Origin of the sequence: Nostoc sp. WHI (assembly GCF_015714725.1) — a bacterium.
GTDB lineage: Bacteria > Cyanobacteriota > Cyanobacteriia > Cyanobacteriales > Nostocaceae > Nostoc.
In genome coordinates, this window is record NZ_WBKM01000245.1 from 49,564 (window position 1) to 67,702 (window position 18,139).

Genomic DNA, 18,139 nt, shown 5'->3' on the forward strand with positions numbered 1-18,139 from the left:
GATTACTAAAAACTAACAACTATCACAACTAATTATCCAAACCTATACCCAAAACCTCGTACAGTCACAATATATTCAGGATGACTGGGGTCTTGCTCTAATTTTTCACGCAACCAACGGATGTGAACATCTACGGTTTTACTATCCCCGACGAAATCTGGCCCCCAAACTTGATCGAGCAATTGCTCCCGTGACCATACCCGACGCGCGTAACTCATAAACAGTTCGAGCAGGCGGAACTCCTTGGGAGAAAGACTCACCTCTAGACCACGAACCAGCACACGACATTCTTGGGGATTCAAAGTGACATCCTTAAATTTTAATACTGGTAGTTGTGGTAAATTACTCAGACGTTGGCGGCGGAGTAAAGCGCGACAGCGAGCCACTAACTCGCGCATACTAAAGGGTTTGGTCAGATAGTCATCTGCTCCTACCTCTAACCCCAGAACGCGGTCAGTTTCACTACCCTTAGCACTGAGCATTAAAATTGGTACTGGGTTTCCTTGATGACGTAGCAAACGGCAAATATCTAGGCCATTGATCTGAGGCAGCATCAAATCAAGAATGATCAGATCAAAGGGAAGTTCTCCTGAGTTGGTTTCAAAACTTTTGAGATACTCTACAGCAGACCGACCATCGGGGGCAGCTATCACTCCATAGCCTTCCTCTTCTAGGGCTACAGCAAGCATTTCCTGAATTAGTTCTTCATCTTCTACTACTAGAATACGGCTGGTTTGTCCAATGTCCGTTCTGGCAGAATACTTGGTCAACTCACTGGTATACATTGATATCACAATACTCTAGCCTATACTTGTATCAATCAGGGTGATTATTCTATTATCTATCCTTAGTGCAACTGTGCTTTTACTAGGGTTAATTCTTTTATATCTCCTTTACAAAAAGTAACATTACCACATTGCTGTTTGTAGTAAAAATATACCATTAACCTTAAAAGAAAGACACTAGTGTGAATAATTCGTACCATGACTATAGTGTCATATATTGATCATTTCAGTATTTTAACTGCGTTAAAAAAGCTGATTCAAAGGCTACTCTGATGTCTGCATAGGGTAGTCCTGATGTTTCTAAACAATTTGAATCTGCTCTTAAACAAGTTCAAGATTTGGCAGTTAAAGCTATTGAAGGTACTTCAAATATTAGTTCATATCAAGCAATCAAAGAAATAGCTTTACAACAGGCAAAGAGTCAAGTGAAAAATAAGCTGATTTATTTCTCATGATAAATTTTAGAGACTTAAGTTAAGTTTAAGTCTCTAGCAGGAATCAAAACGGTTTTTATTCAGTTTTATTTGGTCTCTTTATGTCTGGAGGAGGTTGTGGTTTTTTCTTCCTTTTCTTTGTTCCATTAGCCTGTGTTTGATTAAATGCTTGATTGGAGTTTTGCTCTTGACTAGACATAATATTAAATTTTGAAGTCTACGACAATTTTATCTACATTACTGGTATTGTCGATTACAGAAATATTTTATAAAAAAATAGAGACGCTGTGATTTGAACCTCTCCATCACATATAGGAATCCGGTTTGATTACTGAACTTCCTTATGTAGGCAGGCAAGAGGCAAAAGGCAACAGGCAAAAGGATTCTGGAAGATTAAGGTCTACTGAGTTTTTTCAAAAATCAAATAGGAGTCCTATATAAAACCTTTTATCTCTAAATATCACAGAGAACTGAACTCTGTTTTTTTGCTTGGGCGATCGCTGCTGTGCGATTAGTGATTTTGATCACAAGCAAGATTTGGCAGGCTGAAAACCTTGATTTTCCGTAGTTGGGGCGACGAACTTAGCCTGTTATCTATTGGTGCAAGATAGGAGTAGGGATCTCTGCGGCATGAATCTAGAGGAATAACTATCTAAAACAGTACGATTGTTCTACTATAAAGCGATTAAAGATAGTATTATTAAGGACTGTTTCATAAGAAACTCCCTCTCAGCCGCCCAATATGTCAGACAAACAGCTAGCAGCATCCCTGAAGTTCCATTCGGAGGAAATCGACGCTCAGACTTCTCTCTTGAACGGGCATCTTCCACATCCTAGCCACAATAGCCAGAATACCATTCGGATTCGGGGTGCTAGGCAGCATAATCTGAAAAATATTGACTTGGAATTGCCACGCGATCGCTTGATTGTGTTTACTGGCGTTTCTGGTTCAGGTAAGTCTTCCCTGGCGTTTGATACGATTTTCGCTGAAGGGCAACGTCGCTACGTGGAATCCCTCAGCGCCTACGCCCGGCAATTTCTAGGACAGTTGGATAAGCCGGATGTGGAGGCGATTGAAGGCTTAAGTCCAGCAATTTCCATTGACCAAAAATCAACGTCTCATAACCCGCGCTCTACCGTCGGTACGGTGACAGAGATTTACGATTATTTGCGGCTGTTATTTGGTCGGGCAGGTGAACCCCATTGTCCGATATGCGATCGCTGTATTGCACCCCAGACAATTGATGAGATGTGCGATCGGATCATGGAATTAAGCGATCGTACCCGCTTCCAAATCCTAGCACCCGTTGTCCGGGGGAAAAAGGGGACACACCGTAAGCTTTTGTCAAGTCTGGCATCCCAAGGTTTTGTGCGTGTGCGGATCAATGGTGAGGTACGCGAACTGTCAGATTCGATTGAATTGGATAAAAATTTTACCCACACTATCGAAGTGGTAATTGACCGCTTGGTGAAAAAGGCTGATATCCAAGAGCGTTTAGTTGATTCGCTTTCTACGTGTCTCAAGCAATCGGGTGGGATTGCGACCATTCTTGTGAGTCTGCTTGGTGACGACGGACAAGAAAAAGAAGAAGAATTAGTATTTTCGGAAAACTTTGCTTGTCCAGAACATGGGGCGGTTATGGACGAACTATCGCCGCGATTGTTTTCGTTTAACTCACCTTATGGTGCTTGTCCGCACTGTCATGGAATTGGGACTTTAAGAAGATTTGCGCCAGATTTGATCATACCTGATCCAGAAGCGCCAGTTTATGCTGCGATCGCACCTTGGTCAGAAAAAGATAATTCTTATTATTTGGAATTACTATATAGCATCGGTCAGGGTTATGGGTTTGAATTACAGACAAATTGGAGCAAGCTGACAGTAGAACAACAGCAGATTGTTCTGTATGGAGAGAAAGATGAACGAATCGCAGAGGCACAAAGGAAGCAGAGTTTTAAAGGTGCTATTCCAATTTTGCAACGACAATATGAGGGTGGTTCTGAATTAATTAAGCAAAAATTAGAGCAGTATTTGATTGATCAACCTTGTGAAGTTTGTCAGGGAAAACGGTTAAAACCGGAAGCTTTGGCGGTTAAGTTAGGTCAATATGGAATTTTAGAATTGACTGGGGTATCAATTCGGGATTGTCGGGAGAGAATTGATCAATTCAAGTTAAGCGATCGCCAGTTACAAATTGCTGATTTAGTCCTCCGAGAAATCAAAGCTAGATTGCAATTTTTGTTAGATGTAGGTTTAGATTATCTCACCCTTGATCGTCCAGCCATGACCCTTTCTGGTGGCGAAGCCCAACGAATTCGTCTAGCAACACAAATTGGTTCTGGTTTAACAGGAGTTCTCTACGTTTTAGATGAACCGAGTATTGGTTTGCATCAACGAGATAATGGACGGTTGCTGAAAACTTTAACTAAATTGCGCGATTTGGGTAATACATTAATTGTCGTTGAGCATGATGAAGAAACAATTCGTGCAGCCAATTACATAGTTGACATTGGGCCTGGTGCAGGAATTCACGGTGGAAATATTGTTGCCCAAGGTGATTTTCAGGCGTTATTAGCAGCAGAAGATTCCTTGACGGGTGCGTATTTATCAGGAAGGCGAGTAATTACTACACCAGCAGAACGGCGAGAAGGAAATGGGCGCAGTTTGGGAATTAAAAATGCCCATCGCAACAATTTAAGAAATATAGATGTAGACATTCCGCTAGGTAAACTCGTCGCAATAACTGGTGTGTCTGGTTCTGGCAAATCTACCCTGATTAACGAATTACTTTACCCATCTCTGCAACACCATTTAACTAAGAAAGTTCCCTTACCTAAACATTTGGAGAAAATTCAGGGATTAAACGCCATTGATAAAGCGATCGTTATCGATCAATCCCCTATTGGACGCACACCACGTTCTAACCCTGCAACTTACACAGGCATTTTCGATGCTATTCGAGATGTATTTTCCCAAACAGTAGAAGCCAAAGCTAGGGGTTACAAACCCGGACAATTTTCTTTCAACGTTAAAGGTGGACGTTGTGAAGCTTGTAGCGGACAGGGTGTGAATGTGATTGAAATGAACTTTCTCCCGGATGTTTACGTGCAATGCGAAATTTGTAAAGGTGCAAGATACAACCGCGAAACTTTGCAGGTTAAGTATAAAGATAAGTCTATTTCTGATGTTCTGAGAATGACAGTTGAGGAAAGTTTAGACTTTTTCCAGAATATACCCAAAGCGATCGCGCGTTTGCAAACTTTATTTGATGTTGGGTTGGGTTATGTCCAACTAGGACAACCTGCAACGACTTTATCTGGTGGTGAAGCGCAACGGGTAAAATTGGCAACAGAATTATCACGACGCGCTACAGGTAAGACACTTTATTTAATAGATGAACCGACAACAGGGTTATCTTTTTACGATGTCCATAAATTATTAGATGTGTTGCAAAGATTAGTAGATAAAGGCAATTCAATTTTAGTAATTGAACATAACTTAGATGTAATTCGTTGTTCTGATTGGGTGATAGATTTGGGCCCCGAAGGTGGCGATAAAGGAGGGGAATTGATTGCTGTGGGAACACCGGAGGAAGTTGCAAAAAATCCCAGGTCTTATACTGGGCAATATTTAAAGCAGGTTTTGAAGCAGTATCCGGCAAATACAACTATTATAAAAACATAGATAGACAAGCTGACGGGTCTTTAAAAGGAGAAGCTCAATGAATGATCGGGAGTTAGAAATTCTCCTGAATGACCTCGAATCAGATCGGGTAGAACGTAAGGCTTCGGTATCTGACAAAGGTAAGCTTTGCGAGGCAATTTGTGCATTTGCTAATGACTTGCCTAACCACCAAAAAGCAGGAGTTTTGTTTATTGGGGTTCATGATAATGGCATTTGTGCAAACCTTCCCATAGATGATAGGTTTTTGCTTACACTCTCAGCTATCCGATCTGATGGCAACATTTTGCCTTTTCCTACAATGATTGTTCAAAAGCGAAGTATTGGTGGTTGTGAACTAGCTGTAGTGATTGTAGAACCATCAGATGCTCCACCTGTACGCTTTAATGGACGTGTTTGGATTAGAGTTGGCCCCCGTCGAGCTACTGCTACAGCAGAAGAAGAACGTCGTTTATCTGAAAAAAGACGCTCAAAAGACTTGCCTTTCGATTTACGACCCCTATCATCAGCCAGTTTAGATGACCTTGATTTAGAAATTTTTCGTCGAGTTTATTTGCCTTCTGCGTTGGCAAACGATATTCTTCAAGAAAATCAACGCACTGTTGAACAACAACTTCAATCAATGCGTTTTGCAACAGTTGATTTGTTGCCTAAACCAACTATCTTGGGCGTGCTAGTTGTGGGTAACGATCCTAGACAATTCGTTCCCAGTGCCTATGTTCAATTTCTTCGCATTGATGGCATCGAGTTAACAGATCCTATTAAAGATCAAAAAGAAATTGGTGGCCCGCTTCCAGATTTGTTGCGGATGCTAGACGAAACTTTTCAAGTTCATATTTCAGTGGCGACAGATATCACTGCTCAACCAATAGAGTTGCGACAGCCTGACTATCCAATAGTTGCCTTGCAACAATTAGGAAGAAATGCAGTTATGCACCGTACTTATGAAGGAACTAATGCCCCAGTAAGAATTACTTGGTTTAATGACAGGATCGAAATTCAAAATCCCGGCGGCCCTTTTGGGCAAGTAAATCGGCAAAACTTTGGACAATCAGGCATAACAGACTATCGAAATCCTCACCTTGCCGAAGCCATGAAAAATCTTGGCTATGTTCAGAGATTTGGTATAGGAATTCAATATGCTCGGCAGCAACTTCAAAAAAATGGTAACCCACCTCTGGACTTCACCGTGGAAGATGCACATGTCTTAGTCACGCTCAAGATAAAACCATGAGTACAAAGATTATTGCTTTCTTCAATAATAAAGGAGGAGTTGGTAAAACTTCCTTGGTTTATCACTTGGCATGGATGTATCAAAATTTAGGGCTGCGGGTAGTTGCAGCTGATCTTGATCCTCAAGCTAACCTCACTGCTGCTTTCTTAGATGAGGAACGCTTGGAACAAATTTGGTTAGAAAATGGTCAAACAACCACCGTTTTTGGTTGTGTACAACCCCTGTTAAAGGGTATTGGTGATATTGATAATCCACATTTAGAATATGTTCAAGAAACTGAGTCATCACGGCAGTTAAGCTTGTCTTCAGAATTAAATTCATTAGCTCTTTTAGTTGGAGATTTAGCGCTTTCTGGTTTTGAAGATGAGCTTTCAGCACAGTGGCCTAATTGTCTGGGTGGAGGTGGTCAGGAACGAGCTTTCCGGGTAATCTCTGCTTTTTGGAGAATTCTCCAAAAAGCAGCTGTTAATCACAATGCAAATGTAATCTTGATGGATTTAGGCCCTAATTTAGGTGCGATAAATCGTGCAGCACTAATTGCAGCTGACTATGTTGTTGTTCCTCTTGCACCAGATTTATTTTCTCTACAAGGCTTGCGTAACTTAGGTCCTACATTGCGAACTTGGCGTCAAGAGTGGCAAGAAAGATTAGCCAAAACAAGTTCTTTAGGTAAGAAAGGTCTTGGATCAGATTTACAGCTTCCTCAGGGAACAATGCAACCTGTTGGTTATGTCGTTTTACAGCATTCAGTAAGATTAGATCGTGTAGTAAAAGCATATGAACGATGGATCGCTCGTATTCCAACAGTTTATCAAGAAGTCGTTTTAAATCAGCCTAGTGCAAATCAAGTCTCTATCAAAAATGATCCAAACTGTTTAGCTTTGCTTAAAAACTACCAAAGCCTGATGCCAATGGCTCAAGAAGCTCATAAACCTATGTTCTACTTAAAACCTGCTGATGGTGCTATTGGCGCTCATACTAAAGCAGTGAAAAACGTTTATGGTGATTTTGAGAAATTAGCTTATAAGATAGCAGAACAAACGCAAGTGGAAATTTTATAATTCCATTTATTATCAAACGTAAAAGTGTATTTTTCATTATTTAAACAAAATTGCGTAGGCGTAGCCTGTCGTAGACATCGCACCTCTTTCTAAAATGATCTGGCGCAACTTGTCGGTATATCTATATAAATTTATTGTCTCCACCAAAAAGCGATCGCTTATTCTAAAATAAACAAACTTGCATCAACATGAAAAAACTTTCCCAAAACCTCAGCTTGTTTTTTAGTGATTTCTAGTTCGCCATTCATGATTTTAGTAAAAATATCGCTCGAACCCAGAATTTCTACCAAATCAGCTTGTTCCAAACTCCTAGCTTCCATCAAATGCAAGAGTCTTGAATAAGGTGTTGAGGAATTAAGCTGATAGTGCTTATCTTCAAAATCCTCAATCAGTTTTACCAATAATTCCAACAAAGCATCTTCTTCAGGAGTCAGATTAGAACGAGAAAGCAGTTCTTCAACAGTTTCTAAAAATTTCTCGTTTTCCTGTTCAGTCTTGATAATCCGAGGTTGATGTTGAGACAGCAATTGGCTGTAAATGTCTGAGTTAAAAGTAAGGGTCATTTTTCCAGGAGTCTTTGTCATATTCGGCATGAGTTAAGACATATTTTATATAGATGACCTGCTTTAAAAAGTTAATACTAGCAATTAAGCGGTATTTATTACCTTTAATGTTGAAAACTATAAACTTGCTTACTGCTTCGGCTTGAGGATAAATAGTTTGAACTTCTAGCAAATTAGCCCAGTCTGCTTTACTAACGGTTATGTACCAGTCATCAAGTGCTTCACAGCAATCAGCGTGTTTTTGGCAGAATTGTCGTAGCTTTTTCCGACTGATGACATGCATTAATTTCTTATTTCGGCGTTTCTCTGCTTGTTCTGGATAAATTTCTAACTCACTATATATCTAATTAGTTCTCTCCTCCTCTTTGCCAAAACTGTTTTAAAATCTCCCCTGGCTTTCTATCCCAGGTGTCGATATGTTCATATATTAAATTATCTTGGTTGAGTTTATACGTTGAATATCCATTAAAAAGCAAACCAGCTTTCCAAGGAACACGCAACACTCCCCGCACTGTCCACTTTGCTAAAATAGTATCTTCATCTGACTGATAAACCTCATGTACATCAAAGTAAATTTTGGTAAAAAATAGCCGAGCGTGAAATCGCAAAGTCCAAAATATAATGCGATAGTTAAATTTGTATTGGAATGTATTCACCGGGTCTTTAAAATAGATATCCTGTGTATAAATGTAATAGGAAATATCTTTTTCAAAAAGTGTTGGCAAATCTTGTTTTAGAGTCTTAATTACCCGTTCCACTGGCAATTTAAATTCCACGCGCCTTTTCCCTTAAAAAATCTTTTTTAACAACCTTTCCACTCCTCGCCAAATTGAAGATGTCCTTTTGTTACTTACACTACCCGTACTCAAATCTGACAGAGTGGGAAATGATGCAGACTTAGCATAAAGGCCATTTCGCAAAACTTTAGCAAGGGTATTGTTATTCTCGCGCAAACCTTCGTAAAAAAAGAATATTTCTCCTTGAATCCCAAGTTGGCGATTGTATTCAATTGCCTGTACCAGATATTCTGGACTAATACAATAATTGCCAAGCTTCATCAATATTCCCGGTGCTAACTTGGGCAGCGTCACATCTGTAAACTGCTGATTTACCAGTTTATCAGCGATCGCAGCGTAACTCCTAAAGTCACGGCGATAAATCTGCGGGTTAATCATATCAACTATTCCCCGCTTCAACCATGCGGGTGAGTCTTGCAGATATTCCTGAAATGCCCAATCATAGATATTAGGTGCGATCGCTACCAATAAGTTAGGATTCACTGCTTTTACCTCTCGGTAGAGACTCGCCAAGAAGTCAGTGAGAATATCTGCACGCCACTGTAACCATTGTCTGTCTTTGGGGTTCTGGGGCGGATTGTGATCAAATTGCTGATGATAACGTGCTACAGTTACTTGATCATAACCACCTTCACAGGGTAATGCAGGGAAGCGATCGTCACCTTGAAGCCTATTTCCTTGTAGAAGCTACGGTGTACACACAAGTCGAAAAAAGCTCGATTTCCCATTGTTCTCTCGTTCCCATGCAGAGCATGGGAATGGCTGATTAGGGGCTGCTGCCTTCAGTTAGACATTGAGCCAGAGACTCAAGAATGCATTCCCAGGCGGCAGCCCAGGAACGAGGAAAACTGTATTGTTGTATAAGGGATGGACTTGTGTGTATACCGTAGCCTTGAGAAGAGGAGTCAGACTTATAAGTAGTTGGACAAAATTAATTACACAATGTCATTGCGAAGGTCGCAAAGGTCGTAAACCAATGGCAAGGGTTGAGATCGCTTCTCTACGAAAGGCTCCGCGAACACAACCTTTGCAATGACTGTAAACATTTTTGTCCAACTACTTAACGCTTTGATAGTCAGATCAAATAATTTAGGAGACTTAGATTTTAAGTCAGTTATAATGAAAATAAGTATAATAACAATCTTGGCAAATAAGTAAAGTAACCTAAAATATAAACCTTAGCTGCCAAACTATTGCGGTGCTAAACTTTTTGCTATGACTTATGATCAACCCTCACAGCAACTTATCTCTGAATCTACCACTAATGAAGCGTTAGACACAGAGCAGCGAGACAATATAGATACTTTATTTCCCATCGTTGGCATTGCCGCCTCTGCGGGTGGATTAGAAGCATTTACGCAATTACTCCAGCATTTGCTTACCGATACAGGGATGGCATTTGTGCTGATTCAACACTTAGCCCCTGACCACAAGAGTCTGTTGAGCGAGATTTTAGCAAGATCAACTAAAATGCCTGTCAGTCAAGTGCAAGACGGGGTGATTGTAGAACCTAACCACGTCTACATTATTCCGCCTAACACTAAGATGATGTTGTCTAAAGGGGTGTTGCAACTTACGCCGCGAGAGAAAGTTCAGGGGAAATATATGCCTGGCGATGCGTTCTTTATTTCCTTGGCGGCGGATCGAGGATGCAAAGCGATCGCAGTGGTTTTATCTGGAGGCGATGGAGACGGTTCACTGGGGCTGAATGCAATCAAGGCAGCCGGAGGTGTGACTTTTGCTCAGTGTGAAGACACAGCAAAATTCGATAGTATGCCTAATACTGCTATTGCCACAGGAAATGTCGATTTTATTCTGCCACCTCAAAAAATTGCCGAGGAACTGGCAAACCTCAGTCGCAATCCTTTTATTTCTAGCTCACTGCCTCTGATCACAGCTGAGAAATTGCCCGAAGAGGAAGATGCCCTGGCGACGATTTTTGTATTGCTGCGATCGGCAACTGGTATTGACTTTAGCCACTACAAGTCCAACACCGTTGATCGCCGAATGCAGAGGCGAATGCTGTTGTATAAACTAGAACACTTGGAAGATTATGCCAAGTATTTGCAAGATAATCCGAGTGAAGTCAAGGCGCTTTATGAAGAAATTCTGATCCACGTTACCCATTTTTTCCGCGATCGCGAAGCATTTAAACTGTTGAAAGAGCAAGTCTTTCCCACTATCATCCAAAACAAGTCGGCACAGTTGCCAATTCGGATTTGGGTGGCGGGGTGTTCGACAGGCGAAGAGGTCTATTCCATCGCCATCACCCTGCTAGAGTTTTTGTCGGATCAAGTAACCCAGATACCAATCCAGATTTTTGCCACCGACATCAGCGAGATAGCGATTGATAAAGCTAGGTCAGGCATTTATGCAGAGAATCAAATGGTGGAAGTTTCACCAGAGTGCCGCAGCAAATTCTTTAATGCTATTCAGAGCGGTGGATATCAAATTAGCAAAGCTGTCAGGGAACTGTGTGTGTTTGCTCGCCAGGACTTGGGCAGTGACCCCCCTTTTTCCAACTTAGATTTAATTAGCTGTCGGAATGTACTGATTTATTTGGGAGAAAAGTTGCAAAAACGGATACTGCCCGTCTTTCATTACAGTCTCAACAAGACTGGCTTTCTGCTACTAGGGACTTCAGAAAGCACAGGTAAATATTCGGACTTGTTTACTCTGATTGACAAAAAGTATAAAATCTATGCCAAGAAGCTAACCACAAATCGTCCAACTTTTTCCTTCGTTACCAGCAACTATCCGATGGCAAAACGGGACGAACCTAAGCAGGTGAATGAAAATCCATCCCATGAGTTTGATTTAGAGAGAAAAACTGACCAACTGATCTTGAATCGCTATGCCCCAGTGGGTGTGGTGATCAACGACAAGATGGACGTGCTGCAATTTCGGGGAAAAATCGATCTCTACCTAAAACTTGCACCTGGGAAACCGAGTTTCAATTTATTCAAAATGGTGCGCGAGGGCTTGCTCGTCGAGCTACGTGCCACAATTTATCAGGCACAACAGCAAAAAATTCTAGTTAGAAGCGAAGGGTTACGAATTGAAGAGGGTGATCTTTCAAGAATCGTTAATCTTGAAGTGATTCCATTTAAGCCTCCCACTAGCGAAGAACTGTACTTTCTGGTTTTATTTGAAGAAGCCCCACCCACGGCTGACAACTTCAGCACGGTAAATCTTGAAAGCTTAGAGCCGGGAGACTTAAAGCGTGAGATTGTTCGGCTCAGGGAACAACTCGCAACCGCCATGCAAGAGCGAGCTGCAACTCAAGGTTATCTGCAAACGGTGATCCAAGAGCAGGAAGATGTCAATCAAGACCTGAAAGTTGCCAATGAAGAAATATTGTCGAGTAATGAAGAGTTGCAAAGCACCAATGAGGAGCTAGAAACTGCCAAAGAAGAGATTCAGGCAACTAACGAAGAACTCCACACAACCAATGACGAACTTAAGTCTCGAAATCTGGAATTACATCAAGTTAACAACGATCTCACGAATTTGCTTGCCAGTATTAATATTCCAATTTTGATATTGACAAATGACTTACGCGTTCGACGTTTTACGCCAATGGCGCAGCGACTTTTCAATTTAATTCCCGCCGATGCTGGACGACTCTTGAGCGACATTAGAGCCAATCTGAATATTCCTGACTTAGAACCTCTAATTTTGGAGGTACTTGACACACTCAGCATCAAAGAATTAGAAGTCCAAACCCAAGAGGGATATTGGTACAACCTTCGCATCCGTCCTTATCGCACCACAGAAAACCAGATTGATGGTGTAGTGTTGGTGTTAATAGATATTGATGTTCTGAAACGCAGTGCAGTAATCTTAGAACAAGCCCGGAATTACGCTGAGGGGATTGTGGAGACGGTACAAGTGCCGTTAATTGTGCTTGATTCTGATTTTCGGGTGAACAAAGCCAATCGCTCGTTTTATGAAACATTTCAAGTTTCACCATTAGAGACAGCGCAATCTTTCATCTTTGAACTAGGGAACGGTCAGTGGAACCTGCCTGGACTGCGATCGCTCCTAGAAAACATTCTCGCCAACGATACCAGTATTCTAAACTGGGAACTAGAGCATCGTTTTGAGCGGATTGGGCAAAAAACCATGCTGCTCAATGGTTGGAAAATTATTCAAGAGGGAGATGCTCAAATGATTTTGCTGGCCATTGAAGATATCACCGAGCGCAAGCAATTTGAGTTAGAGCGATCCAAGCTTTTAGCACAAGAGCAGTCAGCCCGTCAACAAGCCCAAACCGCCAACCGAACTAAAGATGAATTTTTGTCGAACCTCTCCCATGAACTTCGTAACCCGCTCAATACTATACTAGGCTGGGCGCAACTCTGCCGCACCCGTGAACTAGATAAAGCAACAGTCACTCGTGCTTGGGAAGTAATGGAGCGGAGTGCTAAGGTGCAAGCTCAGTTAATTGATGATCTGCTAGATGTTTCCCGGATTACGAGTGGAAAGCTGCATTTAAAGACTCGTCTAATTAATTTAGTGTCTGTAGTAAATGCTGCCATTGAGTCTGTCCAATTGTCCGCAGAGATGAAAACCATTGAAATTGTTTCACACTTGAACTCAGCAATGGTTATCGGAGATTTTGAACGCTTACAGCAAGTTCTGTGGAATTTATTATTTAACGCTATTAAGTTCACTCCATCCGGCGGGCGAGTGGAAATCACGCTGGAAACTGTATATAATCAGGCTGAGATTCGAGTCATAGACACAGGAATTGGCATCTCGGCAGACTTGCTGCCCTATGTATTTGATCGTTTCCGCCAAGGAGATTCTAGCAGCAGCAAAACGAGTCAGGGACTTGGATTAGGCTTGTCAATCGTCCGTCAGCTTGTAGAACTTCACGGTGGAACAGTTCAAGCACAGAGTCCAGGCGAGGGACAAGGAACCACGCTCACCGTGACGCTACCTCTGCGCTCAATGCCACCGGAGATTACTGCACCAAGTTATTTAGAGCCGAGCCTTTTGTCAGGGACTCTGGATGGATTAAATGGCAATATTCCATCTTTTACCCTTAAAGGACTCTCCATCCTGGCTGTAGATGATCAAGCCGACAGCCGCGACTTAATAAAGTGGATGTTAGAAGACTACGGGGCTGAAGTAGTCGTGGTTACATCGGCAAAGGAAGCGATCGCTGCTCTCACTGAATTTCCTAGCAAATATAATGTGCTTTTAGCAGATATTGGGATGCCACAGGAAGATGGTTTATCCCTGATTCGTCAGATTAGAGAGCTTGACCCTCTTGCCGGGGGACAAATTCCAGCAGCAGCAATTACTGCCTATGCCACCGAGAAAGAGCAGCAAATAGCACTTTCTGCTGGGTTTCAAATGCATCTGGCTAAACCGATTGACCTGACTCAATTGGTATTGATGGTTGCAAAGTTGAGTGGACGAGTTACAGATGAATGAGCGTTGAGTTTTTATGACGACAAGCCGTTCCAAGTCTACGCTGACAAATAAATAATTCGTAATTCGTAATTCGTAATTCGTAATTAAAGACATTTGCAGACGGGGATTTAAACCCCGACTGAAACTGGCGCTACGTGTAATGGTTGGCGTCTTAAACCCTTTTATAGTGTTTCCTAATCTAGCGAGGTACAGCTTAACCTCACCCAGGTTCTGCTACGCAAAACCTGTCCCTCTCCTTACTAAGGAGAGGGAAAGATTTACCTTTGGGTAAAGCAAGGGTGAGGTTTTAATATGTACTTCATTTATTTATCAGGGAACCGCTATATTTACGATAAATATTAGTATGGAGAGACAGTTTCCTTAGGTTGAGAAGATGGTTTTTTAGAGAAAAATTTCCAGATTCTTTGAATAGCTGTGATTAAAACACCAATCACAAGGATTCCTGCGAGGATTGGGAAAGCGATCGCCAGCACAGACAATCCGATTGCCATAATCAACTCAATGGTTGACAAAACTGGATTGGTTAATCCACCTGAAACTCCGGTAGATGTTACCCTCAAGATATTCATTAATCCCTTAGTTAACCCGGCGCTTCCACCCCCTGCGATTAAAGCTAACGTCCATTGCACTAATGGATTCATATCGGGAGCCAAAGATGCTGCCACGATTGTCCCGGCGATCACTGCCGCAGGTGTCGCAACAATATCTAGTAGATGATCTAACCAAGGAATGTAATATCCGATAATTTCTAGCAAACAAGCAACTGTAAATACAATTAAAGCTTGAGGCGTTTCTACCCAATCAAAATTAGTTGGCAAATCTAAATGTCCAAAAACTGAAGCCACACTCAACGCCAACAGTGGTACAAATACTCTAAAGCCAGCCGCAGCACTTAAACTGATTCCCAGTAGGAATTCAATTAATGTATGGAGATTGAACAAAGTATTGAAATCAATAGTAGGATTCAAGTCTTACTCCTGGTCGTTCTTTGATTTTTGAACTGATGAGAGCAACAACTCTCAATTTTGCTTACAGGATAAGAAACTTCGCTAAAACATTTCATCCTGCTACGTATGGAATTAGGGAATCTGCAACTGGAACTACAGGTAGAGCAAGTTGAGACTATTTCCTCGTTCCCAGGCTCCGCCTGGGAATGCATTCATTGAGTCTCTGGCTCAATGTCTAACTGGAGGCAGAGCCTTTAATCAGCCATTCCCATGTTTTGCATGGGAACCAGAGAACGAGAGAACAATGGAAAATTGAGCTTCAACCGAGAACCGCTACATAACATAGAATAAGTTGGTTTTTGCAAGTCGATGCAACAAAGGTGCAAGTCGATGCAACAAAGGTGCAAGTCAATGCAACAAAGGTGCAAGTCGATGCAGCAAAGTTGCAAGTCGATGCAGCAAAGTTGCAAGTCGATGCAGCAAAGTTGCAAGTCAATGCAACAAAGGTGCAAGTCGATGCAACAAAGGTGCAAGTCAAAAGAAAGGTTTTGAGACTTAGGCTGTGAACTTCACCAACTTAAATCTCCTCTATATACACAATCCCATTACCCATTCTTAAATATTTGCCTTTATCCTGAGTTTTGTGGATAATCTTAAGGTGATCAAAAAATGGTATTCAGAAAAGTTTTTCTTGCCGCTATTGGAGTACTCATAGCAATAGTAGTTGGCAGTTTGACACAGCTAAAAGGAATTGCCCAATCTCCCACGGATCTAGATTTAGCTGTTTATCATGCTCCAATTCACTATCAAGACACAGATAGCACTAAGTATAGTGGAGACTATATCACGCGGATTGATTATGATCAAGACTGGCGAGGAACAAATAACTGGGATAACCTTCAGCAATTTGCTTTGAATGCTCATGCTTACTATTCCGTGGTCGAGACTTGTACTCATAAGTTCATCACCTATTCCTTTTTTCATCCTCAAGACTGGACTGATATTCCCTTCGATCAAGAACACGAAAATGATTTAGAGGGCTTGCTAGCGATCGTTCGTAAAGATGGTTCAACTTTTGGCAAACCTGAAGGCGTGGTAACAGTATTTCATAATGACTTCTACTCCTACACGCCAGTTGGTAGCCCCTTGCGAAGTGGTACACAAAATATTGATGGCACACTTACCATGAGCAGTTATAACGGTTCACAGCATCCGTTAACGACTCAGGAAGCTAAAGGTCATGGCTTAAAAGCTTGGCCTAACGCTGGGAACTTTAAAGGAGCCAGCAATGAGGATGGGATTATTTACTACCCTTCTAAAACTACCACCGAACTTCCTAGTTCTGGAAACGATCGCAACGTCCAATATTTGTTGCTTGATGTATTTGCCCCCAGTGGAGTGTGGCAGCATCAATTAGATGAAGCTTCTTTATCAAGTTCTTCCGCGTTGACTTTTGCTAGTTGGGGAACATTCAAAGGCGACTCTACTGGTGGGTGTGGCGCTGGTGCACCAACTTGCAGTACAAATTCCGCTAATGCACCTTGGGGCTGGGATGATTCTAATGATGGTGCAGTGTACAAGGGTGAAATGGCTTTAGACCCCGCTCATCTAACTGATGTTTACTTTGACGGTCTTGGTAACTTTGATACGACGTATATCCGTAACCAATTTATCAAGGATTTAAGCGATCGGGGATATAATTCTGCAAATCTTCCTCAAGGTTGGCCTACTCAAATCAATCTTAATGTTCTTAGTGGCAAACTGAAAAACCAATGCTCGTAATACCGATTACCTGCGAGGTTGATTTTGTGCAGTTTTACAAAGCTTCTAAATCTGCTTTAAAACCTCGTTTCCAGCCTCTGGCTGGAAATGCACATCATTGCGGCTCTGCCGCGAGTCAGGAAGGCGGAGCCTAAAAGTAGGCATTCCCAGTCAGAGACTGGGAACGAGGCAATCTCTCAAAGCTCTGTCTAAACTGATTTTTAAGTTAATCTGTTGGAGGTTCAACAACCAAAGGAGCATTTTCTTGAAATCTCAGTTTTGAGCTTCTGATGTAGTCTTCATCAATCTCAAAAGCTAACCAACGTCTTTGTAAAGTTTCTGCAACTCGACCTGTCATATTAGAACCAGCGAAAGGTTCTAAAACAATATCGCCTGGTTCTGTACAAAGGTTAATCACAAACTCTGGCAAAGCTTGAGGAAATCTTGCCGGGTGTGGCTTCAAACCTTCTTCTTTGCAACGCCTTTGGTAATAATCCTTAGAAGCAGTATTCGAGGCAGAAATCACATTTACAGGCTGGACTAAATCTTCAAATAAAGTTTCTTCTATAAGAATCTGTTGACCTATTTCTTCCTTATCTAAACTGCAACTTCCATCAATAATATTCGGGGGTATAGCCCCTCCTCTATCGTTACCAAACTTATTTGAAATATCATGGCCTGATGGTCTGAGTTTAGGTTTGTACCCATTCTTGAGAAGGCTTTTCATCGCATCACTATAAGGCTTTAAAACTCTTCTATTATTAGCTTTAGGATGCGGTTCTTTTGACAGCCACCAAACTGTATTGACCGAATCTTTAACTCTTTCTCTGCGAACAGTTACCCATTCAGCCGGGGTGGGTAGTTTGGCTGGATTATACCAATACAATTCCTGTGCTAAGTAAAACCCAAGTCCGCCTTTTTCTTTTGCTTTACATAGAGTAATAACTAGTTCAAAATGATAAAGAGAACGAACTGGCATTCCCTTAATCCAACTGCCACCAATATCAATAACTAGCGAGCCTGTCGGTTTAAGAATACGGTAAAATTGGATCGCATAATCTTTGAACCATTCAACATATTGGTCTGCATCAACATTTCCGTATTCCTTTTTACGAACTAATGCAAATGGCGGAGACGTGCAAATCAAGTCAATACTTGCGTCGGGAATATTTGCCATTAACTCCAGACTGTTTCCCAAATAAGCAGCACCAAATCTTGTTTCATAATAAGGGTTACAATTAAGTCTCATGTCAACTTTTTTAGTACGATTTTACGCTACACCAAAACAGTATGATCTATAGAAGCATAAGTTTTCGGCGTTGCATAATTGTGGGATGATTTTTCTCACGCAGAGGAGCCTACGGTGTACATACAAGTCGAAAAAAGCTCGATTTCCCATTGTTCTCTCGTTCCCATGCTCTGCATGGGAA

The 18,139-nt window shown here is 41.6% G+C and carries 12 protein-coding genes and 1 pseudogene; 6 read left to right on the forward strand and 7 right to left on the reverse strand.

Features of this window, described 5'->3' with window-relative positions; all coding sequences use genetic code 11:
- Window positions 1-32: 32 nt before the first annotated feature.
- Window positions 33-785, reverse strand: coding sequence for a winged helix-turn-helix domain-containing protein (locus F8S12_RS24980; protein WP_196518995.1), 753 nt, complete (start codon window positions 783-785; stop codon window positions 33-35).
- A 1,176-nt stretch (window positions 786-1,961) separates the two neighbouring features.
- Between F8S12_RS24980 and uvrA the strand changes: the two genes are divergently transcribed.
- From uvrA to F8S12_RS24995, 3 genes are read left to right on the forward strand one after another with little or no spacing between them, the layout of a single operon-like run.
- Complete coding sequence (gene uvrA / locus F8S12_RS24985) at window positions 1,962-4,904, forward strand: excinuclease ABC subunit UvrA (protein WP_230968253.1); 2,943 nt, start codon at window positions 1,962-1,964, stop codon at window positions 4,902-4,904.
- Between the two features lie 37 nt (window positions 4,905-4,941).
- Window positions 4,942-6,135: an ATP-binding protein gene (locus F8S12_RS24990; RefSeq protein ID WP_196518996.1), complete on the forward strand. Its 1,194-nt coding sequence runs from the start codon at window positions 4,942-4,944 to the stop codon at window positions 6,133-6,135.
- Window positions 6,132-7,196 carry a ParA family protein gene (locus tag F8S12_RS24995; protein ID WP_196518997.1) on the forward strand — a complete coding sequence of 355 codons (1,065 nt, stop codon included), beginning with the start codon at window positions 6,132-6,134 and terminating at the stop codon, window positions 7,194-7,196. The genes F8S12_RS24990 and F8S12_RS24995 overlap by 4 nt, the downstream gene beginning before the upstream one ends.
- Before the next feature lie 158 nt (window positions 7,197-7,354).
- Here F8S12_RS24995 and F8S12_RS25000 read toward each other — a convergent pair whose 3' ends face one another.
- The 4 genes and pseudogenes from F8S12_RS25000 to F8S12_RS25015 all read right to left on the reverse strand — a co-directional run.
- Window positions 7,355-7,759, reverse strand: a complete 405-nt coding sequence (locus tag F8S12_RS25000; protein ID WP_196518998.1) for a helix-turn-helix domain-containing protein — start codon at window positions 7,757-7,759, stop codon at window positions 7,355-7,357.
- The gene (locus tag F8S12_RS25005) at window positions 7,743-8,042 is read right to left on the reverse strand and encodes a type II toxin-antitoxin system HigB family toxin (protein ID WP_196518999.1); all 300 of its coding nucleotides are present in this window, start codon (window positions 8,040-8,042) and stop codon (window positions 7,743-7,745) included. Before F8S12_RS25005 ends, F8S12_RS25000 begins: the two co-directional genes overlap by 17 nt.
- Window positions 8,043-8,106: 64 nt before the next feature.
- Window positions 8,107-8,535 carry a DUF2358 domain-containing protein gene (locus F8S12_RS25010; RefSeq protein WP_196519000.1) on the reverse strand — a complete coding sequence of 143 codons (429 nt, stop codon included), beginning with the start codon at window positions 8,533-8,535 and terminating at the stop codon, window positions 8,107-8,109.
- Between the two features lie 12 nt (window positions 8,536-8,547).
- Window positions 8,548-9,225, reverse strand: a pseudogene (locus F8S12_RS25015) (glycoside hydrolase family 10 protein); the annotation flags it as partial.
- Between the two features lie 546 nt (window positions 9,226-9,771).
- Here F8S12_RS25015 and F8S12_RS25020 point away from each other — a divergent pair.
- Window positions 9,772-14,001 carry a chemotaxis protein CheB gene (locus tag F8S12_RS25020; protein ID WP_196519001.1) on the forward strand — a complete coding sequence of 1,410 codons (4,230 nt, stop codon included), beginning with the start codon at window positions 9,772-9,774 and terminating at the stop codon, window positions 13,999-14,001.
- A 338-nt stretch (window positions 14,002-14,339) separates the two neighbouring features.
- Here the strand turns inward: F8S12_RS25020 and F8S12_RS25025 are convergent, their stop codons facing one another.
- On the reverse strand, window positions 14,340-14,969 hold the full coding sequence (locus F8S12_RS25025) for a DUF4126 domain-containing protein (RefSeq protein WP_196519002.1): 630 nt from the start codon (window positions 14,967-14,969) through the stop codon (window positions 14,340-14,342).
- Window positions 14,970-15,307: 338 nt separating this feature from the next.
- Between F8S12_RS25025 and F8S12_RS25030 the strand changes: the two genes are divergently transcribed.
- Complete coding sequence (locus tag F8S12_RS25030; protein WP_196519003.1) at window positions 15,308-15,514, forward strand: hypothetical protein; 207 nt, start codon at window positions 15,308-15,310, stop codon at window positions 15,512-15,514.
- Between the two features lie 103 nt (window positions 15,515-15,617).
- A complete protein-coding gene (locus F8S12_RS25035) occupies window positions 15,618-16,730 on the forward strand; it encodes a hypothetical protein (RefSeq protein WP_196519004.1) in 1,113 nt (370 codons plus the stop codon).
- A 205-nt stretch (window positions 16,731-16,935) separates the two neighbouring features.
- On the opposite strand, the gene F8S12_RS25040 is transcribed toward F8S12_RS25035, so the two are convergent.
- On the reverse strand, window positions 16,936-17,958 hold the full coding sequence (locus tag F8S12_RS25040; RefSeq protein WP_196519005.1) for a DNA-methyltransferase: 1,023 nt from the start codon (window positions 17,956-17,958) through the stop codon (window positions 16,936-16,938).
- Window positions 17,959-18,139 lie beyond the last annotated feature (181 nt).